The sequence below is a fragment of the uncultured Aliiroseovarius sp. genome (genome assembly GCF_947492455.1).
Lineage (GTDB): Bacteria > Pseudomonadota > Alphaproteobacteria > Rhodobacterales > Rhodobacteraceae > Aliiroseovarius.
This window is the reverse complement of the sequence record NZ_CANLNB010000001.1, coordinates 229,997-252,529: the sequence shown is the minus strand read 5'-3', so window position 1 is coordinate 252,529 and position 22,533 is coordinate 229,997. Positions and strand designations below refer to the sequence as shown.

Here is a 22,533-nt window from a genome sequence, read left to right as displayed (position 1 = left end):
CGACGGAGCCAGAAGCTCATCCGCAGTTGGGCCCTGTCGCGGCAAGTCTGCACACCCGCTTAGAAGAAGGGAAACGCATAAAATTAGACGTTTATGGGATGGGAGCATAGGCTAACGGTACCAGTTTGTGGGTCGCCGCGTTGATGATGTGGATCACGGCACTCAATAGCACGTCTACACCACAAAGTAGATTTCTGCGACAGAAAATTCCACTTATTCAACCCTTACCTTTTCGGCGATTCTGAGGCTGTTTTCCTACGTGCTGCCAGCGCTGTTGGGGTGCACAGCGCTCATGATACGTTCTTTTGGCTATTTCATTTCACACGTCTTGGTTGCAAGGTTCCAACCATACGCAAGTGTCGCAAATTATGCGCTGCAAACGTGCGAAACTTAAGGGGCGTCGCGATGAATTTCGCTGTAAGCGATCAGCCCAGACCAGATCTTAGGGCTAAATTAACGCCGTGCTGCCAACCTCTCAAAGAGCGAAAGGCGCGTTTTGGGGACGCGTGATGCCCCGCTAGCGCACATTCATTCTGGAGGCTGAGTTGGCTCTGAATAACTATGAACAGTATCTTCTGGAACTGATCAATAGATCCCGCCTTGACCCACTTGCCGAGGCAGGGCGCTACGGAATCGACCTGAATGAAGGCCTTGCCCCCGGGACGCTTGACGGCACCCAAAAGCAGGTCCTGGCCCCAAATGATCTGCTAGAGCTCGCGGCAGAAGGCCATTCTAACTGGATGCTGCAGACAGATACGTTCAGCCATACTGGATCGGGTGACAGCACGCCTGGCGACCGCATGGCAGCAGCCGGGTATGTCTTCACAGGAGCATGGTCTTGGGGGGAAAACATTTCCTGGTGTGGCACAACCGGGGCGCTAGATCTGAAAGCGGCGATCGAACGCCAGCACGAAGGTCTGTTCCTCAGTGCAGGGCATCGGGAAAACACACTGAATGGATCTTTCCGCGAAGTTGGTCTGGCGCAGATCGCAGGCCAGTTCACACACACAAATGGCGTGACCTTCAACGCCTCGATGGTGACCGAGAATTTCGCAACAACTGGCACATCGGTCTTCGTGACCGGCGTTGTGTTCAATGATGCAGATAGCGATTTGTTCTATGCGCCGGGTGAAGGCGCAGGGGGCGCGACGTTCACCGTTGGTGGGGCCTCTGCAACAAGCACTTCCTCTGGGGGGTATGCGCTGGCGCTTGCTGCGGCCTCTTCTGCGCAGGTGTCGATTGCGTACAATGCCCTTGCTGCGGTGGTTGATGTTGATTTGACGGCTGGAAATGTCAAACTTGACGTGGTTGATGGAAGTCACTTGCTGGCTTCGGCGAACCTGACCATCGTATCGGGAATCACTCAGGCGACTTTGCTTGGCGTTGGCAATATCGACCTGACGGGAAGTGACGCGGCCAGCACGCTGAGCGGCAACCGGGGCAATAACACCATCATTGGCGGAGCGGGTGCTGATATACTCTATGGCCATGATGGTGATGACCTGTTGGAAGGCCAAGGCGGAGCTGATGAACTTTATGGCGGGGCGGGCGGTGACACTGTTTTTGGTGGCGCAGGGGCCGATCGGATCTCGCTTGGTGGTGGTGCTGACACTGCCATTGGAACGCTATCGGAACTGCACGACGACACGATCCTCGATTTCACCTCGGAAGATGTGATTGTGTTTAAATCCAGCCAGATTGACACGGATGACATCAGCGTCGTGTACGATGCGGCGGAAGACAGAACCACGCTGCAGCTGGACGAGGATGACGACGGCCTTTCAGACGCTGAGATCCTGCTGGAGGGCGATTTTACTTACGTCGAATTCCAAACTGCGTTCAATGGCGCAGACACTTATCTGACCTTCGTGACCCCAGATGAGAAATTCGCCGGTCGCACACAGACCGCTAACGGCACGGCCCCCACCGACATGTCCCAGATTCGGGATTTTGACGGGAACGACTTAGGTGCGGGCGGCAGTTGGCAGTTGATTGGTGAAGCAGACATTCAGTTCGACGGGGACGGAGAGTTTATCTTTATCAACAGCAACATTGGGCGCTGGGCGACGGTTGGCCCAGACGCGCAAGGTGCCTTTGATTTCAATAATCATGGCGCGGGCGGCGATACACGCGTTGTAGGTGTCTATATTGATCCACTTGTCGAGGCGGGCGTTGTTGCAAAGTTCTCGGAGCATGACAGTCAGCACAGATTTCAAAATGACCTGAATATTGACAATCTGCGCGTTGTGGATGCGTTTGACTTCGATGGTGACGGTTTCCAAGAGATCTATTTTAAGACGGTCGACGGCACAGCTTATTTGCGGGCGCTGATGCACGCTGACGGAAATATTCAGTACGCCAATTACCAAAGTGCCCAGCAAGTCGAGGATTACTTGACGGGTCTTGGGTATGGTCAGGAGGTTGTGGACGCCATATTGGTCTAGGCCGCACAAGAGGCTTGCTGCCCAAAGTGTCGTGCAGGCGCCCATCCTGCAGCAGTGCGTCAGTATATTCTAAGCGCTTATTCCCAAAGAGAAGGGCGACCCAATGGGCCGCCCTTCTTTTTCTGCTTCCGTGAGTTGGGGTGGGTTAGGCAGCAGAAATGGCTTCGCGTTGTTCGTCGCGCTTGAAAAACACGTAGTAGAACACCGGGGCGGCAACCAGCGTCAGGATCGACGCAAAGGCAAGGCCGCCCATGATGGTGACGGACATCGACACAAAGAACGCGTCGCCCAGCAGCGGGGCCATGCCAAGGATGGTGGTCACGGCGGCCAGCACCACGGGTCGGACCCTCGATGCCGAGGCCTCGATGATCGCGGGGCGCAGGGCTTTGCCTTCGGCGCGGACAAGGTCAATTTCCTCGACCAGAACGATGCCGTTCTTGATCAGCATCCCCGACAGGCTGAGCAGACCCAGAAGCGCGGTGAAGCTAAAGGGCAGCCCGGTGCCAAGAAGCCCGACCACAACGCCGTTCACCGACATGGGCACCAAAAGCCAGATGATGATCGGCTGGCGGATCGCGTTGAACAAGAGGATCGAGATCATGACCATGATCAACAGGCTGACCGGCAGCTGCGCGCCAAGGCTGGCTTGCGCGTTGCTGGCGTTCTCGAACTCGCCACCCCATTCCAGCTTATAGCCCGGGGGAAGCGGCATCGCCTCGATCGCGGCGCGGATCTCGGAATGCGCCTGCGCTGCGGTCACGTCCGGCACCACGTCCGCCCCGACCGAGATCGTGGGGACGCGGTTGCGGCGGTGCACAAGGGTGTTTTCCGTGCGCACTTCGAACCCGTCTGTCACCTGTTCAATCGGCAGATGGCTGCGCGCGACCGGCGAATAGACCAGCTGATCATAGATGTTGAACGGCTCTTCCTGCGGGCGGCGCATGATGATCGGGATCTGACGCTCGCGTTCGCGATAGACGCCGATGCGTTGCCCGTCGGTGGCGAACTGCAAGGTGCCTGCGATGTCTTCGCGGGTCACGCCTGCGGTCTGCGCGCGTTCGGTGGCGTAGATCGGTTTGATCACCAGTTCCTGCTCGCGCCAGTCAGTGCGCAGGTTCAGCAGGTTGTCCGAGTTCTCACGCATAATTTGCGCTGCTTGATCAGCCAGTTCGCGCAGGACCTTCGGATCGCTGCCCGAGAAGCGCGCCTGAATCGGATCCCCGCCGCCCGGACCAAAGACCAGACGTTGCACGCGGAATTCGGCGTGTGGGAAGGTCTCTTTGCCGAAGCTTTCAAGGCGGGCATGCAGATCGGGAATGTCGTCCAGAACCTCAGTCCGGATGATCAGGTGACCGTAGCTTTGATTGTCCTTGCCGCCATCATACGTCAGCATGAAGCGCGACGCCCCGCGCCCCGCGTAAGAGGCCACCGAGACCACCTTTTCTTCTTCAAGCAACCACGCTTCCATCTGCGCCAGATCGTCCGACACCTGATGGATCGAGCTGCCTTGCGGAAGCTTGTAGTAGACAAAGAACAAGGGCGTGTTCGAGTTCGGGAAGAACTGCTGTTTCACTTGGCCAAACCCGGCAAAGCAGACCACTGTGATGGCGACCAGCGCGGCGATCACCATCCAACGTGCGGACAGGGCCAGATCCAGCGTGCGTTTATACAGACGGAAGAACGGGCCGTTATAGGCGTCTTCGGCGTTCTGGTTGTCATGCTTGAACAGATAGTGGCCCAGCAGGGGGGTCACGGTCAGCGCCAGCACCCACGACAGCAGCAGCGAAATGCCGATCACTGCAAAGAGTGAGAACAGGAATTCACCAGTCGAATCCGGCGACAGCCCAATCCCTGCAAAGGCCATAATGCCGATGACGGTCGCGCCCAGAAGCGGGATTTGCGTTTTCTTTGCGGCGTCATCTGCGGCCTGACGCGAGTTGCGCCCGCGCAGCATGGATATCTGCATCCCTTCCGCCACCACGATGGCGTTATCCACCAGCATCCCCATCGCGATGATCAGGGCGCCCAGCGAAATTCGCTCCATCTCGATCGAAAAGAGCCACATGAACAGGATGGTGCCCACCACGGTCAGAAGAAGCGTGGTGCCGATGACGATAGCCGCGCGCCAGCCCATGAAGGCGCCCAGCACGACGATCACGATCCCCACCGACATGGCAAGGTTTACAAGAAAGTCGTTCGAGCTTTGCTCGACCACCAGATGCTGTTGATAGATCGGGTGCAGGTCGATCCCGTGCGGGATGTTTTCGCTAAGCTGGGCGATGCGGGCGTCAACGCGATGGCCGACCTGAACGATGTCTTCGCTTTCAAGGCCAGCGATGGCGATGGTGAAGGCCTCTTGTCCGTTGAAACGGATGACCTGATCCGGGTTCGCCAGCCGTTCGCGCGACACCTGAGCGATGTCCGCCACGTTGACCAGAACGCCGTTCACGCCGACGTTTAGCGACGCAATATCGTCGATGGTTTCCGACCCTTCCGGCGCGCGGAACATGGTGCGACCTGCGTCATTGTCCAACCCGCCCGCAGATGCGACCGAGTTCGAAGTCGACAAGGCCCCCGCAATCGCATTGGGTGGGATGCCCTGATTGACGGCCAGCGTCATGTTGGGCTCGACATAGATCACCTCATCGGGAAGACCCGCCAGATCCACGTCGGCCACGCCATCCACGACCAACAGCTCGCGCCGCAGGAAGGTGGCAAGCTCGTGCCGTTCAGCGTCGGTGAAACCGGGGCTGGTGACGGCATAGTACAGGCCAAACACGTCTCCGAAACTGTCATTCACGAAGGGCGTCATAGCGCCGGATGGCAGGTTGCGCGCGGTGTCGCGGACTTTCGCACGCAGGCGTGTCCAGATGTCGGGCAAAGCCTCGGCCGGGTAGGTCGATTTGATCTCGATATCAATCCGGCTTTCCCCCGGACGGTTGGTCGAGGTGATCTTGTCCACCTCCTCCATCTTCTGAAGGGCGCTTTCCAAGGGTTCGGACACTTCGGTCGCGACCTGCTGGGCGCTGGCACCGGGGTATTGGGTGACCACAACGGCCTGTTTGATGGTGAATGCTGGGTCCTCAAGACGGCCCAGATTGAAGAACCCATAGGTTCCCCCAAACAGCATGGTGAGGATGATCAGCCACGTATAAAGCGGCTTCTCGATCGAGGCGCGGGCGATGTTCAACATGTCGGGCCTCAGTTCGCAAAGCCGTTAAACGGACGCACAGTTTCACCGTCTTTCACCGACGCGGCACCGGCGGCGACGATCACGTCACCGTCCGACAGGCCCGAGGTCACGATGAAATTGCCATCCGAGGCAGTGGTCACGTCAATCGGGGTCGCGGCAATCCTGCCGGTGCCGTCGCCGCTGTCCACAAAACGCATGGCCAGTGTGTTGCCCTGCGGATCAACGGAAATGGCAGTGGCGGGCAGCTTGATTTCCTGCACGTTGTTGGTCGCGCTGACGCGCACGTCGACCGAGGAGCCGGGCAGCAGTTGCAGCCCTTCAACCGGTGCCATCCCAAGGGTCAGCCGATAGGTCTGGCCAGCGGCGGCGGCTTCGGCGTTGAATTCGCGGATGCCAAGGGGATAGGCCTCGGGGTGGCCGGCGAAATGCGCCATGATCGCGATTTTTTCTTCGTCGCCTGCGGACTGGAATAGGATCTCGGGCACGTCGATTTCAATGCGGATCTCGCTCATGTCATGCAGGCGCGCGATGGGGGTGCCGGCGCCGATGGTGTTGAAGTTGCCAACATTGCGCGAAGCGACCAGCGCGTCGAACGGGGCGTAAAGCGTGGCGTTGTCCAGGTTCTTCTCGGCCTGACGGAAGGCGATGTCGGCAAGGCTGGCCTGCGTTGTTGCGTCGTCGATCGTGACTTGGCTGACCGTGTTGCCGCTTAGCTTGGTCAGACGTTCAACGGTGCGGTCGGCTTGATCTTTCTGGACGATGGACTGCTCCAGCGCCAACGAGAACGGCTCTTGATCCAGTTGCGCAATCAAGCTGCCTTCGGGCAGAAGCTCGCCTTCGATGATTGGGAAGTCGACAATCTGACCGCCGACCTGAAAGGCCAGATCAATGGTCTGACGCGCGACGACCTTGCCATAGAAGGTACGCGAAAACGTCTGCTGGCTTTCCGAGATGGTCATTAGTTTGACCGGTTTAGCGGTATCCTGTGCGACGGCTGCGCCGAAGGACAATGCGGTTGCCAATGCGGCGGCAACAAGGGGACGGGCGAAATGGGTCATGTGCATTACTCAGCCGTTGTTCAATTCTTGGATTTTCAGGTGAATTTTAAGCGAGATCTGGGCGAAGGCCTCGACCTCGTCATCGGACAGGCCCAGCGTCTCGTGCAGAAGCGCGTGGGCAAGGCCGACAGTTTCCTTACGCTGCTCTTGGCCTTTTTCCGTTAGGCACAGCAGCCACGCGCGGCGGTCATCCGGATCGCGCATGCGTTCAATCAAGCCCCGCTCTTCCATCTGGTCGGCCACGGCGGTCATGGTTGACGGCAATGCGTCCAGATCGCGGGCCAACGTGCCGATCCGCTTGGGCCGGTCCAGCTTGACCAGAACTTTGCGTTCCAGGTTGGGGCCGCCGCAGTCGTCACCCTGCTGACGCATGTTCGTGTCGATATAGGTGTAGAGTGAGAAGACGCCCATCAGGGCGCGCAGTTCGGGCTCAAGCCCGGCAGTATCTTGGCCTATTGGTGCGTTCATCGGACGGACTCCCTCCATGGTGAGCGCTCACATATAGTTCAGAAAATGAAATGTCCAGAAAATAAATCAAATTCGCTGGCGTGAGCGGCGGACGTTACGTCAAGCGGCGCATCCTCAAAATAACGGTGTCAATTTCCTGCGTGGTGCGGTTCAGTTCAGATCAAGCGATAGCGCCGTCATGCCGGTTCCCGAGAACCGACAGCATAGGGGTGTTTTCTGGTAAGATAATTTTACCAGTTAAGTAGATTCCAATTGAAATCTAAATCTAGCTGCGTAGTAATTACCGTGGCAGCGCGGGCGGGCCATTGGTTTACCTGTGCGTCTTAGAAGAACAAAATTAAGAACTCGGAGGAGGAAATTCCAATATGGAACGCCGTAAGTTTCTAAAGGGTGCAGCGCTGGGCGCTGGTGCAACCGCTCTTGCAACGCCCGCCCTTGCCCAAAGTGGCAAAACCCTGACCATCGTATCGACCTGGCCGCGGGACTTCCCGGGTCTGGGTATTTCGGCGCAGCGTCTGGCCGCCCGTATTGGCCAACTGTCCGACGGTGCACTGAATGTTGAATACTTTGCGTCCGGCGAACGTGTTGGGGCCTTCGACGTGTTCGACGAAGTCGCATCGGGTAACGCTCAGGCCTATATCGGCGCTGAATACTACTTCACCGGCAAGCATCCCGGCTTTGCGTATTTCACCTCGGTGCCGTTCGGCATGTCGACGCCTGAATGGAATGCGTGGATCAAGTTTGGTGGCGGTCAGGAACTGTGGGACGAAGTCTCGGGCGAGTTTGGCCTGAAAGCTCTTGCTGCTGGTTCGACCGGCACGCAGGCCGGTGGCTGGTTCAACCGCGAGATCGAAAGCGCAGACGACCTGAAAGGTCTGAAAATGCGTATTCCTGGTCTGGGTGGCCAGGTTCTGTCGAAGCTTGGTGCATCGACCGTGTCGGTTCCCGGTTCGCAGATCTATGAAAACCTTGTATCGGGCGCCATCGACGCGACCGAGTGGGTTGGTCCGTACAACGACTATTTCATGAAGTTCTACGAAGCGGCCAAGTACTACTACACCGCTGGTATGCACGAGCCGGGCGGCGGTCTGTCCTTCAGCATGAACCGTGCGTTCTATGACGGCCTGTCCGACTGGGAGCGTGCCGTGATCGAGGCCGCCTGTAACGAAGAGCACGCCGCATCGCACGAAGAAAACATCGCGAAGAACGGCGAGTATCTGGCCAAGCTGGTTGACGAGCAGGGCGTAGAAGTCCGTTCGTTCAACGATGATGTTTGGGACAGCTTCGGTGAAGCCGCAGAAGAAGTGTTCGAAGAAACCCGCGACCACTCGGAGCTGGCAGCGCGTATCAACGACGACTTCCAGTCGAAACTGCGCGAGATGGGTACCATGATGGCTCAGTTCGAAGTGGGCTACATCAACCAGCGTAACCGCGTGCTGGGTCTGGGCGAATAAGTCGCAGATCGCTGAAAAGCAATCAGAGCGGGGCCGAAATGGTCCCGCTCTTTTGTAAGACACAGGGGCGACCACTGCCCTGACCCTTACGCAAACCGACCTCGGGGGAGCTGATGGCAACCGATTTTTCCGACATTTCACGCGAAGGCAGCCCGGCGATTGCCGCACGGCTGTTTGCATGGGGCATGCTTGGCTTCCTGTTCGCGTTCTTGGTTAACAACGCGCTGGTCGTAGGCTTCGGCATGCCCGGCACAAAGCCGATCTTCCAAGGCGGCGCCACAGGTGGCAGCTGGGCCAATCTGGCAGTCTATGTCGTCTGCATCGCGGTGGCAGCGCTCTATGTTGTCAGCACGAAGGCCACGGCGCTGCGCTGGGATGCGATGAAGATCCACAAGTTCAACGTCTACCTGATCCGTGCGTCGTTCTGGGTTGTTCTGCTGGTCGGGATCGCCGACAGCGCCATCGCCTTTATGCGGGTCGAGGGCATTCTGGCGGGCATGTTCAGCGAAGACACCGCCAAGCTGTTTAACAAATCGCGCTGGGTTGGCCCTTACATCCACATGCCGCTGATCGTGGCCGGATTCGTCATCGCCCTGTTTACCCGCACGCTGGGCTTTACGTGGCTGGCGCTGATGATCGTCGCTGCCGAGCTTCTGATCGTCATCTCGCGCTTCGTGTTCAGCTATGAGCAAGCGCTGATGGGTGACCTTGTCCGTTACTGGTACGCCGCCCTGTTCCTGTTTGCCTCGGCCTATACCCTGTTCGAGGAAGGCCACGTGCGCGTGGACGTTCTGTATGCAGGCTTTGGCCGTACCACCCGCGGGTTCGTCAACGCCTTTGGCTCGATCGCGCTGGGGATGAGCACCGTTTGGGTGATCCTTGCGGTTGGCTTCAACGGCAAGACCGCGATCATCAACAGCCCCATCATCAACTTCGAGATCTCGCAGTCTGGTGGCGTGGGCATGTTCATCAAATACCAGATGGCCGCCTTCCTTGGTGTGTTTGCCATCACCATGCTGATCCAGTTCGTTAGCTACTTCCTCGAGGCCGTCGCCGACAAACGTGACGAGCCCGGACACCGCGAAGTCGCCCCGGCGGCCCATTAAGGACACGACAGATGGAATTCTACTTCCTAGCCCTTCTTATCCTGATCATGGCCGCTGCCCTTGGGTCCGGCTATCCCGTGGCCTTTGCGCTTCCCGGCGCGGCCATCATCACCATCGGCCTTGCGGCCGGTGCCGGTTACATCTTTGCAGGCTCGACAGACGCCTATTTCCACTCGGGCGGGCCGAACCAATGGCTGTCCGCCGGGGTCACGAACTTAAGGGGCGTCTATTGGGAGGTCGAGAGGGATACCCTGATCGCCATCCCACTGTTCATCTTCATGGGCATCATGCTGCAACGCTCGAAGATTGCCGAGGACCTGCTGGTCACGATGGCACAGCTATTCGGCCCGGTGCCGGGTGGTCTGGGCATCTCGGTTGTTTTCGTGGGTGCGCTGCTGGCGGCCACCACCGGGATCGTTGGTGCAACCGTTGTGGCGATGGGCCTGATTTCGCTGCCCGCAATGCTGCGCAACAACTATTCGCCATCGCTGGCGACCGGGACCATCGCGGCCTCGGGTACGCTGGGGCAGATCATCCCGCCCTCGATCGTGCTGATCATTCTGGCCGACCAGTTGGCCTCGGCCACGGACCAAGCCTCGACCGCGCGGAAGGCGCTGCACAAGGACGCTACGGGCGAATTGTCGATGCCGTCGGTCTTCGACGTGGGATCGACCTCGGCGGGCGAGATGTTCCTGGGTGCGTTTATTCCGGGGCTGCTGCTGGTGGGTTTGTACATGCTGTACATTCTTGTCTACGCGATCCTGAAGCCAAAGCAGGCGCCGGCGGTGCCTTACGAAGGCAAGTATGACAAAGCCTTCCTGAAGAACGTGCTGATCACACTGGTGCCGCCGCTGGCCCTGATCTTCCTGGTTCTGGGCTCGATCATTGCCGGTGTTGCCACGGTGAACCAAGCGGGTGCTATCGGTGCGGCGGGTGCAATGATCATGGCGGGCTATCGCCTGCCTGAGGCCAACAAGGGACTCTATTATCCAGCGCTTCTGGCGATTGCATCGCTGGCCGTGATTGCCTTTGCCCTGATCAACTACGACATGAACGTGAAAGCGATCGAGGATAGCCGTGATCAGTTTGGCATCATCCTTGGCGCCATCGGGTCGATTATGCTTCTGACCGCGTTGGTCTGGTCGTGCTGGCGCGTTCTGAAAATCGAGAACACGCTGGCAGGCGTCATGCTGGAAACGGCCAAGACGACCTCGCTGGTGTTTATCATCCTGCTGGGTGCCGCCATGCTGACCGCCGCCTTCCGTGCCTTCGGGGGCGAGGATCTGGTGAAAGAGTTCCTTCAGGGTCTGCCGGGCGGGTTCTGGACACAGTTCTTCATCGTCATGCTGGTGATCTTTGTTCTGGGCTTCTTCCTGGACTTCATCGAGATCGCCGTGGTTGTGGTGCCGATCGTGGCCCCGATCCTGCTGGCCGATCCCGAGGCAAACATCACCGCCGTGTGGCTGGGTGTGATGATTGGTCTGAACATTCAGACCAGCTTCTTGACGCCGCCGTTCGGGTTCGCGCTGTTCTATCTGCGCGGTGTGGCCCCGGCGATCGTGAAGACGGTGCAGATGTACAAGGGCGTGATTGCCTTCATCTCGCTGCAGATTGCGGCGCTGGTGATCGTGGGTCTGTACCCGCCGCTGGTGAACTATCTGCCGAACCGCGTCAGCTTCCTGTCGGAAAGCAGCCCGCCGCCGCGTAACCCGAAACTGCAGCTGTGTGTCGAGGATTACGTGGGTCAACGACTTGCGGAAAGCTCGGCCACGCGGGATGCGATTGCGGCTGCGCGTGGGTTGGATCTTGCGGTGCTGCCGAAGGATCTGGCCGGTGATCTGACCGATGGTCTGGATGCGGCTGACGACGCGATTGCGCAGTTGGAAGGTGCCTTTGCGGCGGCTGACAACGTACAGGCGGCCTCGGGCGAGTATCGTCCGCAGTTGCGACTGGTACGCGGGATCGAAAAGCAGATCCGCAACATCCAACGCGAGGTGGATGAGATCGAGAAAACTGCCAGCCGGATGCGTGACGAAAGTCAGGCGGCTGAGCGCGCCAAGCTTGAAACCAAGGCTGCTGCCTTGAAAGCCGAAATCGCGCATCTTGAGACTGAAATCCCAGAAAGCTGGGCAGGGGTGAACAAAGAGTTCCTGACCCTGACCAAGGCCGAAAACGGTGCACGGACCAAGTATCGTCGTGCGGCGGACGAGGCGTGGGAAGCCCCGCTGTCGGTTCTGGCCGTGCTGGACGCCAACGACGCATTCGCTGCGTTGGAGCAGGATCTGCGGAATATGAAAGCGACGATCATGTCGACGCCGGAAGACGAGGCGCAGGAGCTTGTGAACGAGCTGTCTAAAGTGTTCGGCAAGGTCGAAGGTGCGGATGACGTGAAGAAGGCCCTTGGCAAGGCGCGCAAAGCGTTGAAGTCCAAGACCCCGGATCGCGAAAAAGCGCTCGCCGCTTATGACGATGCCGTCGCCGCCTATGAGGCTCAGGTCGCATGGCGCGCCGAGGCTGACGCCAAGCTGCGCAGCGGACTGAATGCCTATCTGGACGGAATCAGGGATACTCTTGGTATCCGCCAGCAGGCACGCTTTACGCGAGATCAGGCGCTCGAGATGGCCTCTTGTACGGCTTATCACCGCGACATCTCGTTGAATTTCTGATCCACAAACGCGGATAAGTATATAAATAATTGAAAGGGCTGGATTTTATCCGGCCCTTTTTGTTGGAAATGGAACGACCGCCGCGGTCGTTTCTGCTATAAAACTTGCCGTTTTGCGTCATCTAATGTCGTAAACATGTATTCGAGAGTCGGGAACCGCCCTTGCAGAACGGCGGCAACTAGGCAACTCTGTTACCGGAACCAATAAAATGCGGTGCACCAACAGGTAGCGCCGAAACTCAGGGAGCAATAAATGTCGAAAGAACTAGAATATCTGTCCAAGCGCGTTGCGGAAAACAAGCTGTCGCGTCGTGACTTCATGGGTCGCGCAAGCGCCTTGGGCGTGTCGACCGCTGCCGCAAGCACCATGCTGTCGACCGCGGCCATGGCAGCCGGCCCCAACAAAGGCGGCACCATCAAGCTGGGTATGAACGGCGGCGCCGGTACGGATTCGCTGGACCCAGGTCTGGTTGCATCGCAGACCCCGCGGGCTGCTCTGGGTAACTGGGGTGATACTCTTGTAAACGTTTCGCCGACCGGTGAGATCGATATGCGCCTTGCCGAAAGCATCGACAGCTCGGCAGACGCGAAAACCTGGCACTTCAACATTCGTCAGGGTGTCGAGTTCCACAATGGTAAATCCCTGACCGCCGAAGACGCGATGAAAACGATCGAGCGTCATTCGAACGAAGAATCCAAATCGGGTGCTTTGGGGATCGTAAAAGGCATCGAAAGCATGTCGGTCAACGGCAATACGCTGACGCTGAACCTTGATACACCGAATGCTGACCTTCCCTATCTGATGGCTGACTATCACCTTGTGATTCAGCCCAATGGTGGCATGGATGATCCCGCCGCGGGGATCGGTACTGGCCCTTACCAGATCGAAAACAACGAGCCGGGCGTTCGTCACACCTTCACCAAGTTCGCAAACTACTGGGATGACAGCGTAGGTCACGCGGACTCGGTCGAAATTCTGGTGATCAATGACGCGACCGCCCGTATGTCGGCTTTGCAGTCGGGTCAGGTACACATGGTGAACTCGGTTGATCCGAAAATCGCAAACCTGCTGGATCGTGCGCCGAACATCACCGTTCAAAACGTCTCGGGCCGTGGCCACTATGTGTTCATCATGCACACCGACACGCCGCCCTTTGACAACAAAGAACTGCGCCTGGCACTGAAATACGCAATCAACCGTCAGGAAATGGTGGACAAGATCCTGCGTGGCTATGGCGGTGTCGGCAACGACATTCCGATCAACGCAGCTTACCCGCTGTTTGATGACAGCCTTGAGCAGCGCGAGTATGACCCTGTCAAAGCTGCCGAGCACTATAAGAACTCGGGCCATGACGGCACTCCGATCATCCTGCGTGTCGCTGAAACCGCGTTCCCGGGCGCTGTTGACGCAGCACAGCTGTTCCAGCAGTCGGCCGCAGCGGCTGGCATTCCGCTGGAAATCAAGCGTGAGCCGAATGATGGCTACTGGTCGGAAGTCTGGAACAAACAGCCGTTCTGTGCGTCTTACTGGACGGGTCGTCCGGTTCAGGATCAGATGTACTCGACTGCGTATCTGTCGACCGCTGACTGGAACGACACCCGTTTCAACAACGCCGAATTCGACAGTCTTCTGCAAGCTGCCAAGGCCGAGCTGGATGCAGCCAAGCGCAAAGAGATGTACGGCAAAATGGCCCGCATCCTGCACGAAGAAGGCGGCCTGATTGCTCCGATGTTCAACGACTTCATCGACGGGGTCAGCAACGATATCGGTGGCTATATGCCAGATCCGAACGCCGAACTGATGGCCGGTCTGGCAGGCTCGCGTTGCTGGTTGAAATAAGGGATTCACATGCATCCCGTCCTTAAACTGGTTGCTCAGCGCTTAGCGCTGAGCACCCTTCTGCTTCTCGCAGCGTCGGTGCTGATCTTTGCGGGCACCACCATCCTTCCGGGTGACGTCGCACAAAACATCCTTGGACAATCCGCCACGCCCGAAAGCCTTGCCAACCTGCGCAAAGAGCTGGGCATGGATCAACCTGCAACCACACGCTATTTCAACTGGCTGTTCGGTGCATTGCAGGGCGACCTTGGCACAGCCCTGACCAACGGGCGTGACATTGTCGACAGCCTTGGCGGGCGTCTGAAAAACACGCTGTTCCTGGCCTTCTGGGCCGCAGTTGTTGCCGTGCCGCTGGCCATTTTCCTTGGCCTGCTTGCCGTGCGCTATCGCGAGCGGTGGCCGGACAAGCTGATTTCGGCGGTGACGCTGGCATCGATCTCGGTTCCGGAATTCCTGATCGGTTACGTGCTGATGTACTATGTCGGCGTGAAACTGGGCTGGGCACCGACCGTGTCCACGATCTATGACAGCATGTCTCTGGGCGAAAAGCTTAGCGCGATTGCACTGCCCGTTACCGTTCTGACCATGGTCGTGCTGGCGCACATGATGCGCATGACGCGTGCCGCCATTCTGAACGTGATGCAGTCGGCCTATATCGAGACGGCTGAGCTGAAGGGTCTGACAAGTTTTCAGGTCATCGCGCGCCACGCTTTCCCGAACGCCATTGCGCCGGTCGTGAACGTGGTCATGCTGAACCTTGCGTACCTTGTCGTGGGCGTTGTGGTTGTCGAGGTGGTCTTCGTCTATCCCGGCATGGGCCAGTATCTGGTCGACCACGTGGCCAAACGTGACGTGCCCGTTGTGCAGGCCTGCGGTCTGATCTTTGCGGCGGTCTACATCGGATTGAACATGGTGGCTGACATCGTGTCGATCCTGGCGAACCCAAGGCTGAGGCATCCGAAATGATGAGAATACCCCCCGCGGCCTTGATTGGCCTGTTTTTCACCGGGCTGTATTTCTTTGTGGCAGTCTTCGCCCCATTGATTGCGCCCTATTCGATGACTGAAATCGTCGGTGACGTCTGGGAGCCTTCTTCGTCCGAGCACTGGCTGGGCACCGACAATATCGGCCGTGATCTGCTGACCCGTATGATCTATGGCGGGCGGACGACGATCTTCATCGCCACCGCGGCCACGATCCTCAGCTTCACGCTGGGCTCGATCCTTGGCTTCACGGCAGCCGTTGTCGGCGGCTGGGTCGATCAGGTGATGAGCCGCTTCGTCGACCTGATCATGTCGATCCCGACCCTGATCTTCGCACTGGTTGTTTTGTCGGTTATGCCGGTGACGCTGTTCATCCTGATACTTGTGATGGGTCTTCTGGATTCGACCCGTGTCTATCGTCTGGCCCGTGCGGTTGCGGTGGACATCAACGTCATGGACTTCGTTGAAGCTGCCAAACTGCGCGGTGAAGGCCGTCGCTGGGTTATCTTCCGCGAGATCCTGCCCAACGCGCTGTCGCCTCTGGTGGCGGAAATGGGCCTGCGCTTTATCTTCGCAGTGCTGTTCGTGTCGACGCTTTCGTTCCTTGGCCTTGGCGTGCAACCGCCCAACGCTGACTGGGGCGGCATCGTGAAGGAAAACAAAGACGGCATCGTCTATGGCATCCCGGCAGCCCTTGTGCCCGCTGTGGCCATCGCGACGCTGGCAATTTCCGTGAACCTTGTTGCCGACTGGGTGCTGAACCGCACCACCAGCCTGAAAGGAGGCCGCGGATGAGCGATACGCTTCTGAAGGTCGAAGACCTGAAAATCGGCGCGCGGATTTATCCTCCCGGCGAAAAACCCCGAAACATCGACATCGTGCACGGCGTGTCCTTTGAACTTGAGAAGGGCAAGGTTCTTGGCCTGATCGGGGAATCGGGTGCTGGTAAGTCCACCATCGGTCTGGCTTCGATGGCCTATGGTCGAGGTGGGGTTGAGATCACCGGCGGTAAGGTCTGGGTCAATGGTCGCGAGATCCTTGGCACCAACCTGCGCGACCTGCGCAAGCTGCGCGGAACCGAGGTGACCTATGTTAGCCAGTCGGCTGCGGCCAGCTTTAACCCCGCCAAGAAGATCATGGAGCAGGTGATCGAAGCGTCTCTGCACCAAGGCAAGTTCTCGAAGAAAGAGGCTGAAGCACGTGCGGTAGAGCTGTTTACCAAGCTAGGTCTGCCGGATCCTGAAAACATCGGCAATCGCTATCCGCACCAGGTGTCGGGTGGTCAGTTGCAACGCTGCATGACGGCTTTGGCCCTGTGCCCCGAGCCCGATTTGGTGGTGTTCGACGAACCCACCACGGCGCTGGATGTGACCACGCAGATCGACGTTCTGATGGCGATCAAGGATGCCATTCGGGATACTGGCGTTGCGGCGCTTTATATCACGCACGACCTTGCGGTGGTGGCTCAGGTCTCGGACGAGATCATGGTGCTGCGTATGGGCGACATGGTCGAGCATGGCACCACGGATCAGATCATCAACCATCCCGTTGAGGAATATACCCGCGATCTGGTGTCGGTCCGGTCCACCCAGCACGACGGCAAGCCGCCAACGGACAACCCGGTTCTGACCGTGGAAAACGTCACCGCCCGCTACAAGGGCACCAACTTCGACGTGTTGCACAATGTCACGATGGAGCTTCACCCGGGCCAAACCCTGGCCGTTGTGGGCGAATCCGGGTCGGGTAAGTCGACCACAGCCCGCGTGATCACCGGCCTGTTGCCGCCGCGCGAAGGCAAGATCCATTTCGACGGGCGTGACCTGTCGCCGGATCTTGAGGGCCGCTCGCGCGAGGATCTGCGCGAGTTGCAGATGATCTATCAAATGGCGGATGTCGCCATGAACCCGCGTCAGACCGTGGGCACGATCATCGGTCGTCCGCTGGAATTCTATTTCGGCATGAAGGGCAAGGAAAAGCGCGCGCGGATCATCGAACTTCTGGACGAGATCGAACTGGGGGTCGAATTCATCGACCGCTACCCGGCGGAACTGTCAGGTGGTCAGAAACAGCGTGTCTGTATCGCCCGCGCATTGGCCGCCAAGCCCAAGGTCATCATCTGTGACGAGGTGACCTCGGCGCTGGATCCGCTGGTGGCGGACGGCATTTTGAAGCTTCTCGAGAACCTCCAGAAGATCGAAAATGTCGCCTATCTGTTCATCACCCACGACCTTGCGACGGTGAAGGCCATCGCGGATTCAATTGCCGTGATGTATCAGGGCCGCGTCGTGCGCTATGGCCCCAAGGCCGAGGTGCTGGCGCCTCCGTTCGACGACTATACCGACCTGCTGCTCAGTTCCGTCCCCGAGATGCGGCTGGGTTGGCTGGAAGAGGTCGTGCAGAACCGCAAGATGGAAAGCGCCGGCAACTGATTGCTGGAACTCGAACATATCGGGGGCGCTGCACTTGCGCCCCCGTTTTCTTTTCTTCAGACCAAAACCGACCCAATTTGGCGCGTCTGTTACATAAATCCGTGACGCCCCGCGCCTAGTCTTGGGAAAATCAATGCGCAATCTGGAAGGGCGCTGACATGGACAGAAAACTCCTGCTTCTCATCATCGACGGGGTGCCGCACCGTAACTGGCGTCGGTTGTTTGGCAATCTGGAAGGCTGGGTGCAGTCGGGTGACGCGAAGCTTCTGAAGATGCGTGCCGTGTTGCCGTCGACATCGGCCAGTTGCTACGCGTCGATCCATACGGGCGTGACCCCGCAGGAGCACGGTTGCACTGGCAATCACGATGTCTTTCGTCTGTCGCATGACGACATCTTCAGCCAGGTGCGCAAGGCTGGCGGCGTAACCGGCGCGGTCACGCATTCCTTCTGGTCCGAGTTCTTCAATCGCGCGCCCTTCGATGTGGTGCGCGATGTGGAATATGACGAGCCCGAAAGCACCTCGATCAACCACGGCCGTTTTCACACGATGACCGGCTATGGGATGATCAACCAATGCACCCCCGCGGATGTCGACCTGTTCGGCACGCTGACCATGTTGTGCGAGCGTAAGGGGATCGACTATGGCATTCTGCACACCTGTACGCTGGACAGCATGGGCCACCGGTTCGGGCATGATTGCAGCGAAATGGATCACGCATGTTTCGCGATGGATGAACAGATGGCCCCCTTCATCAAGCGCTGGCGGGATCAGGGATACGAGGTGATCGTCACCGCCGATCACGGCCAGACCGATCGTGGCCATCACGGCGGGCACGAGGACGTGCAACAAGACGTCGCGCTTTACTATTTCGGAGATGCGGACGTGGTCGATGACAGCGATATTCTGTGCCAAACTCAGCTTGCGCCCACAGTGCTGTCCCTGATGGGCGCGCCGATTGCAGACACGATGAAAGGCAAGGTGTTCCTGAAATGACTTGGGCCATTCCCGCTCCCGCACAACCGTTTCTTCCCATCGCTGGCTCGGACCAGAAATTCCCGGTACGCCGGATTTTCTCCGTTGGACAAAACTACGCCGCCCACGCGCGCGAGATGGGGTCGAACCCGGATCGGGAGCTGCCCTTCTTCTTTTCGAAACCTGCCGACGCACTGGTCGCGGATGGCGCAAGTATCCCGTATCCGCCGGGCACGTCGAACCTGCATCACGAGGTCGAGCTGGTCGTGGCGATCGGCAAAGGCGGTGCAAACATCGCCGCCGCCGCCGCGCTGGATCATGTCTGGGGCTATGCAGTCGGCAACGACCTGACCCGGCGCGATGTTCAGGCGGACGCGAAGTCCAACGGGCGTCCGTGGGATATGGCCAAGGGGTTCGACCGTTCCGCCCCTTGCGGCGCGCTGCATCCCGTGGCCGAGGTCGGGCATTTCACTAAAGGCGCCATTTCGCTGAGCGTGAATGGAGAGACGCGCCAGAACTCGGACATCTCTGACCTGATCTGGCCGGTGGCCGATGTGATTGCCTATCTGTCGACGCTGGTTGAGCTCAGCGCGGGTGATCTGATTTTCACCGGAACGCCGGAAAATGTTGGACCGCTTCAGTCAGGCGACACATGCGTTGCGCAGATCGACGGGCTGGGCAGCGTCACCACGCATATCGCCTAGGACGGCTTACCCAAAATAGGCCAACAGCTTGTCGCGTGCTTCTTGAATATGCGTCAGCGTCAAATCGGCCGCTCTATCCGCGTCTCCGGCCTCGCAGGCTTCTTGGATCATCAGGTGATCATGATTGGCGCGGATCATGCCATCATCCATCATGATGCGCGCCCGCAGATAGCGGTCGATCCGGTTCAGGGCGTTGTCGATGGCAGCCAGATGATAGGTCAGGCCACTGGCGGCGTAATGTGTCGCGTGGAACTTCCGGTTCAGATCGCCCCATTCCGAGGAGTCGTTCGACGAGGCCAGCGCCTCGTAGTACCCCCGCGCGGTGCGCAGCGTTTCGGCATCCATTTTCGGCACGGCTTGCGCGATGACATGCGGCTCTAGCAAAGCACGAAAGTCGAAGATCTCGCGCACCTCATCCTGCGACAGGGACGAGACAACCGCTCCTTTATAGCGCTGCGATGTTACCAACCCGTGCTCTTCTAGCTTCAGGATGGCCTCGCGAACTGGGATGCGCGACGTGTTGAACATCTTCGCAATTTCGTCTTGCCGCAGCGGGGTCCCGTCCTCCAGCTCACCTTCGACGATGGCCTGTTTCAACGCCTCGAAAATAATAGTGGTGGCTGAGGCGGTCTTCGACACGTCCACGGATTTCAACTGCATTCAATGGTCTCCCTTTGGGGCAGACTAGCAACATCACCGGGCAGGTTGAAGTGTTTCAAGGGGCACAACGCCGGCCAACCAAATCTTAGGTGTCCTGCCGCACGATGTTTGTTACCAACACATCTTTCACGCTCGGTCCCAGAATGGACTGTGCCACCTCAAGCAGGGCCGAGCGCAGGGGATCCAAGCGGCTTGATTGCGTGAACACGCCGTCGAACCCACCCGTATTGGCGTGGTTAAACATCACCTGAAGAAACTCGTCACGTAGCTTGGGTTCGCGCTGGTAGACTGTTTCGCGACCGCCCAGGTCGACCTCGATATTCAAGGACATCACGACCAAGGACGAGATATTGCCATCTGCGACGACAGGCACAACGAATTGGTTGTTAATCTTCACGAATTCGGTGTCCGAGGGCGTGTCCTCGTCCATGTCTTTATGGTCATCTTTTTCGGCGGTATCCGTGTCTCCGCACGGGTTCATCACCACAGGTTCTGGTTCAGGCTGAAGCATCATGCCTGCCCCAGCACCGACACCAAGCCCGATCAGAGCCAGAATGATTGGGATGATTTTACCCATCTCGCCCCCCTTTAGTACGGAAGAATGATGTCAGCAATCTGCTGACCATAGCGCGGCTGCTGGACGTCGGTGATTTGCCCGCGACCGCCATAGGAAATACGGGCCGAGGCGATCTTGTCATACGGGATTTCGTTCTGGCGCGAGATGTCCTCAGGCCGCACGAACCCAGTGACCAGAAGTTCGCGGAGTTCGAAATTGACCCGAACCTCTTGCGAGCCTTGAATTTTCAACACGCCATTTGGCAGCGTCCCGAGGACAGTGGCGGCCACGCGCAGTTCCAGTTTCTCGTTCCGTTTCACCGACCCGTTGCCGTTGTACGCACTGCTGGACGACATCCCAACTGCGTTCGCCATCGAGGCACCCTCGGGCAGTGCGCCGTCGATGGCTTGTGGGATCCCAAACAGATGCGGAACGCCCATATCGTCAGACGCCCCACGCGCGCGGGACGAGCTGTTCGAGAACTCTGCGCGATCGTTGATTTCGATTACCACGGTCAGAATGTCGCCCGACTGCTGAGCGCGCCGATCCCCAAGCAGCGACTGTCGCCCGCCGCTCCACAAGGACGAACGGTCCACGGTGCCTTGCGGCGGAAGGTTCTGCGGTAGCGCCGAGGCTTGCATCGCGTGATGCTCGGCGCTCATTTCAACAGGGTTTAGCGCAGGGGCTTTGCCGACATTTTCTATGCGGGAACAGGCGGTCACAGCCAGGGACAGGATCAGAAGGGGCAGGGTCAAACGCATGGGTCTTCCTTGTCAAAATTGGGTGTGAGAATTCGAAACGATGACGTCGCCATTGGGGGACACCGAGCCGGTGATCGTCGTGCGCGATGACAGGTTCATCACCCGCACGCGGTCCCCGACCGCGCCGCGCCCAAGGCTGCGCCCTTCGGTCAGGATCGTCATGGGTCCGGCGGTATAGACCAGAGTAACGATCTGGTTTCGGTCGATCAGAGCAGGCGGGCCAATGTCATTGGGCAACACGGGCCGCCCGGCATACAGCACCACGCGGGCCACTTGTCCGATGACATCGTCGAGCAGCTGAAAGCCGCCCGGGATATCGGCCTCGACCAGCTTTACGTCCATCGCCGAGACGATCATGCCGGGCCGTAGGTTCTTGGCTGCGACGACCGTATCGGCGGCAGCAGGCGCTGCGAGCCCCATCAAAAGGAATGTCAGAAACCGTTTCATCAGCGCACCTGTGTGGTTGCCGCAAGCATCTGGTCAGCCGCGGTGATGACTTTCGAGTTCAGTTCATAGCCCCGCTGGGCCGCGATCAGCTCGGTGATTTCGCGTACGGCATCGACGGAACTGTTTTCCAGATAGCCCTGCCGTAGCGTTCCGCGCCCGTCCGTCCCCGGGGCCCCAACAAAAGCGGGGCCCGAGGCAGGCGTTTCGCGAAACAAGTTCGAGCCGATCGCCTCAAGCCCTTTGTCATTGGTGAAACTGGCAAGGGTGAAGGCGCCCATAAGTTCGGGTTCGATGGTGTTGTCGAAATAGGCATAGACCTCGCCATCTGCGTTGATCGAGATCTGGCGCGCGTCGCTGGGAATGGTGATTTCAGGCGCGACCGGATAGCCGTCCGAGGTCACGATTAAGCCGTCGCCAGACAATTTCAGCCCACCGTCCCGCGTGTACCCAGACGCGCCAGAAGGCAGCGTGACCTCCAGATATCCCCGCCCTTCGATGGCCAGATCCAGATCGCCATTGGTCTGCGCCAGCGTCCCTTGCTGCACCATCATCGTGACCGAGGTTGGGCGCACTCCGAGACCCAACTGGACGCCAGTCGGCAGGACCGTCCCGTCCGCAGCATTGATCGTGCCCGCCCGCGTGGCCTGCTGATAATGTAGGTCCGCGAACTCGGCCCGCCGAGTGTTGTAACCCGTAGTCGACATGTTCGCGAGGTTGTTCGAGATCGTCTCGACCCGCATTTGCTGGGCCAACATCCCGGTTGCTGCAATGTTCAGTGCGCGCATTTAAGC

Annotated in this window: 18 protein-coding genes; 10 read left to right on the top strand and 8 right to left on the bottom strand. The window is 58.7% G+C overall.

Annotated elements, in window-relative coordinates:
• The first annotated feature begins 545 nt into the window (after nucleotides 1-545).
• A complete protein-coding gene (locus Q0677_RS01275; protein WP_298905199.1) occupies nucleotides 546-2,444 on the top strand; it encodes a CAP domain-containing protein in 1,899 nt (632 codons plus the stop codon).
• A 145-nt stretch (nucleotides 2,445-2,589) separates the two neighbouring features.
• Here Q0677_RS01275 and Q0677_RS01270 read toward each other — a convergent pair whose 3' ends face one another.
• Genes Q0677_RS01270 through Q0677_RS01260 form a run of 3 tightly spaced genes read right to left on the bottom strand, consistent with a single transcriptional unit; the run spans nucleotide 2,590 to nucleotide 7,163 of the window.
• The gene (locus Q0677_RS01270; protein ID WP_298905764.1) at nucleotides 2,590-5,634 is read right to left on the bottom strand and encodes an efflux RND transporter permease subunit; all 3,045 of its coding nucleotides are present in this window, start codon (nucleotides 5,632-5,634) and stop codon (nucleotides 2,590-2,592) included.
• Between the two features lie 11 nt (nucleotides 5,635-5,645).
• On the bottom strand, nucleotides 5,646-6,695 hold the full coding sequence (locus Q0677_RS01265) for an efflux RND transporter periplasmic adaptor subunit (RefSeq protein WP_298905198.1): 1,050 nt from the start codon (nucleotides 6,693-6,695) through the stop codon (nucleotides 5,646-5,648).
• A gap of 9 nt (nucleotides 6,696-6,704) precedes the next feature.
• A complete protein-coding gene (locus Q0677_RS01260; protein ID WP_298905197.1) occupies nucleotides 6,705-7,163 on the bottom strand; it encodes a MarR family transcriptional regulator in 459 nt (152 codons plus the stop codon).
• Between the two features lie 365 nt (nucleotides 7,164-7,528).
• Here Q0677_RS01260 and Q0677_RS01255 point away from each other — a divergent pair, with 365 nt between their 5' ends.
• From Q0677_RS01255 to Q0677_RS01215, 9 genes are all read left to right on the top strand, one after another.
• On the top strand, nucleotides 7,529-8,617 hold the full coding sequence (locus tag Q0677_RS01255; protein ID WP_247093072.1) for a TRAP transporter substrate-binding protein: 1,089 nt from the start codon (nucleotides 7,529-7,531) through the stop codon (nucleotides 8,615-8,617).
• A gap of 113 nt (nucleotides 8,618-8,730) precedes the next feature.
• Nucleotides 8,731-9,723, top strand: coding sequence for a TRAP transporter small permease subunit (locus tag Q0677_RS01250; protein ID WP_298905196.1), 993 nt, complete (start codon nucleotides 8,731-8,733; stop codon nucleotides 9,721-9,723).
• Nucleotides 9,724-9,734: 11 nt separating this feature from the next.
• Entirely contained in the window at nucleotides 9,735-12,389 is a 2,655-nt protein-coding gene (locus tag Q0677_RS01245) for a TRAP transporter large permease subunit (protein WP_298905194.1), read from the top strand.
• A 252-nt stretch (nucleotides 12,390-12,641) separates the two neighbouring features.
• Nucleotides 12,642-14,228 (top strand): ABC transporter substrate-binding protein, encoded by a 1,587-nt coding sequence (locus Q0677_RS01240; protein ID WP_298905192.1) that lies wholly within the window; start codon nucleotides 12,642-12,644, stop codon nucleotides 14,226-14,228.
• 9 nt (nucleotides 14,229-14,237) lie between these two features.
• Nucleotides 14,238-15,194: an ABC transporter permease gene (locus tag Q0677_RS01235; protein WP_298905189.1), complete on the top strand. Its 957-nt coding sequence runs from the start codon at nucleotides 14,238-14,240 to the stop codon at nucleotides 15,192-15,194.
• The gene (locus Q0677_RS01230) at nucleotides 15,191-16,006 is read left to right on the top strand and encodes an ABC transporter permease (RefSeq protein WP_298905187.1); all 816 of its coding nucleotides are present in this window, start codon (nucleotides 15,191-15,193) and stop codon (nucleotides 16,004-16,006) included. The genes Q0677_RS01235 and Q0677_RS01230 overlap by 4 nt, the downstream gene beginning before the upstream one ends.
• A complete protein-coding gene (locus Q0677_RS01225) occupies nucleotides 16,003-17,640 on the top strand; it encodes an ABC transporter ATP-binding protein (protein ID WP_298905185.1) in 1,638 nt (545 codons plus the stop codon). The genes Q0677_RS01230 and Q0677_RS01225 overlap by 4 nt, the downstream gene beginning before the upstream one ends.
• A 158-nt stretch (nucleotides 17,641-17,798) precedes the next feature.
• Nucleotides 17,799-18,635: an alkaline phosphatase family protein gene (locus Q0677_RS01220; RefSeq protein WP_298905183.1), complete on the top strand. Its 837-nt coding sequence runs from the start codon at nucleotides 17,799-17,801 to the stop codon at nucleotides 18,633-18,635.
• On the top strand, nucleotides 18,632-19,318 hold the full coding sequence (locus tag Q0677_RS01215; protein ID WP_298905181.1) for a fumarylacetoacetate hydrolase family protein: 687 nt from the start codon (nucleotides 18,632-18,634) through the stop codon (nucleotides 19,316-19,318). Before Q0677_RS01220 ends, Q0677_RS01215 begins: the two co-directional genes overlap by 4 nt.
• A gap of 6 nt (nucleotides 19,319-19,324) precedes the next feature.
• Here the strand turns inward: Q0677_RS01215 and Q0677_RS01210 are convergent, their stop codons facing one another.
• The 5 genes from Q0677_RS01210 to flgG all read right to left on the bottom strand — a co-directional run bounded on the left by Q0677_RS01210 (nucleotide 19,325) and on the right by flgG (nucleotide 22,527).
• Nucleotides 19,325-19,978 carry a GntR family transcriptional regulator gene (locus Q0677_RS01210; protein WP_133487012.1) on the bottom strand — a complete coding sequence of 218 codons (654 nt, stop codon included), beginning with the start codon at nucleotides 19,976-19,978 and terminating at the stop codon, nucleotides 19,325-19,327.
• 85 nt (nucleotides 19,979-20,063) lie between these two features.
• Nucleotides 20,064-20,555, bottom strand: coding sequence for a flagellar basal body-associated FliL family protein (locus Q0677_RS01205; protein WP_298905177.1), 492 nt, complete (start codon nucleotides 20,553-20,555; stop codon nucleotides 20,064-20,066).
• Between the two features lie 11 nt (nucleotides 20,556-20,566).
• Nucleotides 20,567-21,295 carry a flagellar basal body L-ring protein FlgH gene (gene flgH, locus Q0677_RS01200; RefSeq protein ID WP_298905175.1) on the bottom strand — a complete coding sequence of 243 codons (729 nt, stop codon included), beginning with the start codon at nucleotides 21,293-21,295 and terminating at the stop codon, nucleotides 20,567-20,569.
• Between the two features lie 12 nt (nucleotides 21,296-21,307).
• Nucleotides 21,308-21,742, bottom strand: a complete 435-nt coding sequence (gene flgA / locus Q0677_RS01195; RefSeq protein WP_298905173.1) for a flagellar basal body P-ring formation chaperone FlgA — start codon at nucleotides 21,740-21,742, stop codon at nucleotides 21,308-21,310.
• The gene (gene flgG / locus Q0677_RS01190; protein ID WP_298905171.1) at nucleotides 21,742-22,527 is read right to left on the bottom strand and encodes a flagellar basal-body rod protein FlgG; all 786 of its coding nucleotides are present in this window, start codon (nucleotides 22,525-22,527) and stop codon (nucleotides 21,742-21,744) included. The genes flgA and flgG overlap by 1 nt, the downstream gene beginning before the upstream one ends.
• Between the last annotated feature and the right edge of the window lie 6 nt (nucleotides 22,528-22,533).

Excerpts from the sequence above, each read along its gene's own strand:
- Q0677_RS01235 (WP_298905189.1), top strand. The coding sequence starts at position 14,238 with ATGCATCCCGTCCTTAAACTGGTTGCTCAGCGCTTAGCGCTGAGCACC.
- Q0677_RS01255 (WP_247093072.1), top strand. The coding sequence starts at position 7,529 with ATGGAACGCCGTAAGTTTCTAAAGGGTGCAGCGCTGGGCGCTGGTGCA.
- Q0677_RS01240 (WP_298905192.1), top strand. The coding sequence starts at position 12,642 with ATGTCGAAAGAACTAGAATATCTGTCCAAGCGCGTTGCGGAAAACAAG.
- Q0677_RS01265 (WP_298905198.1), bottom strand. The coding sequence starts at position 6,695 with ATGACCCATTTCGCCCGTCCCCTTGTTGCCGCCGCATTGGCAACCGCA.
- Q0677_RS01245 (WP_298905194.1), top strand. The coding sequence starts at position 9,735 with ATGGAATTCTACTTCCTAGCCCTTCTTATCCTGATCATGGCCGCTGCC.
- Q0677_RS01220 (WP_298905183.1), top strand. The coding sequence starts at position 17,799 with ATGGACAGAAAACTCCTGCTTCTCATCATCGACGGGGTGCCGCACCGT.
- Q0677_RS01230 (WP_298905187.1), top strand. The coding sequence starts at position 15,191 with ATGATGAGAATACCCCCCGCGGCCTTGATTGGCCTGTTTTTCACCGGG.
- Q0677_RS01225 (WP_298905185.1), top strand. The coding sequence starts at position 16,003 with ATGAGCGATACGCTTCTGAAGGTCGAAGACCTGAAAATCGGCGCGCGG.
- Q0677_RS01215 (WP_298905181.1), top strand. The coding sequence starts at position 18,632 with ATGACTTGGGCCATTCCCGCTCCCGCACAACCGTTTCTTCCCATCGCT.
- Q0677_RS01250 (WP_298905196.1), top strand. The coding sequence starts at position 8,731 with ATGGCAACCGATTTTTCCGACATTTCACGCGAAGGCAGCCCGGCGATT.
- flgA (WP_298905173.1), bottom strand. The coding sequence starts at position 21,742 with ATGAAACGGTTTCTGACATTCCTTTTGATGGGGCTCGCAGCGCCTGCT.
- Q0677_RS01210 (WP_133487012.1), bottom strand. The coding sequence starts at position 19,978 with ATGCAGTTGAAATCCGTGGACGTGTCGAAGACCGCCTCAGCCACCACT.
- flgH (WP_298905175.1), bottom strand. The coding sequence starts at position 21,295 with ATGCGTTTGACCCTGCCCCTTCTGATCCTGTCCCTGGCTGTGACCGCC.
- flgG (WP_298905171.1), bottom strand. The coding sequence starts at position 22,527 with ATGCGCGCACTGAACATTGCAGCAACCGGGATGTTGGCCCAGCAAATG.
- Q0677_RS01260 (WP_298905197.1), bottom strand. The coding sequence starts at position 7,163 with ATGAACGCACCAATAGGCCAAGATACTGCCGGGCTTGAGCCCGAACTG.
- Q0677_RS01205 (WP_298905177.1), bottom strand. The coding sequence starts at position 20,555 with ATGGGTAAAATCATCCCAATCATTCTGGCTCTGATCGGGCTTGGTGTC.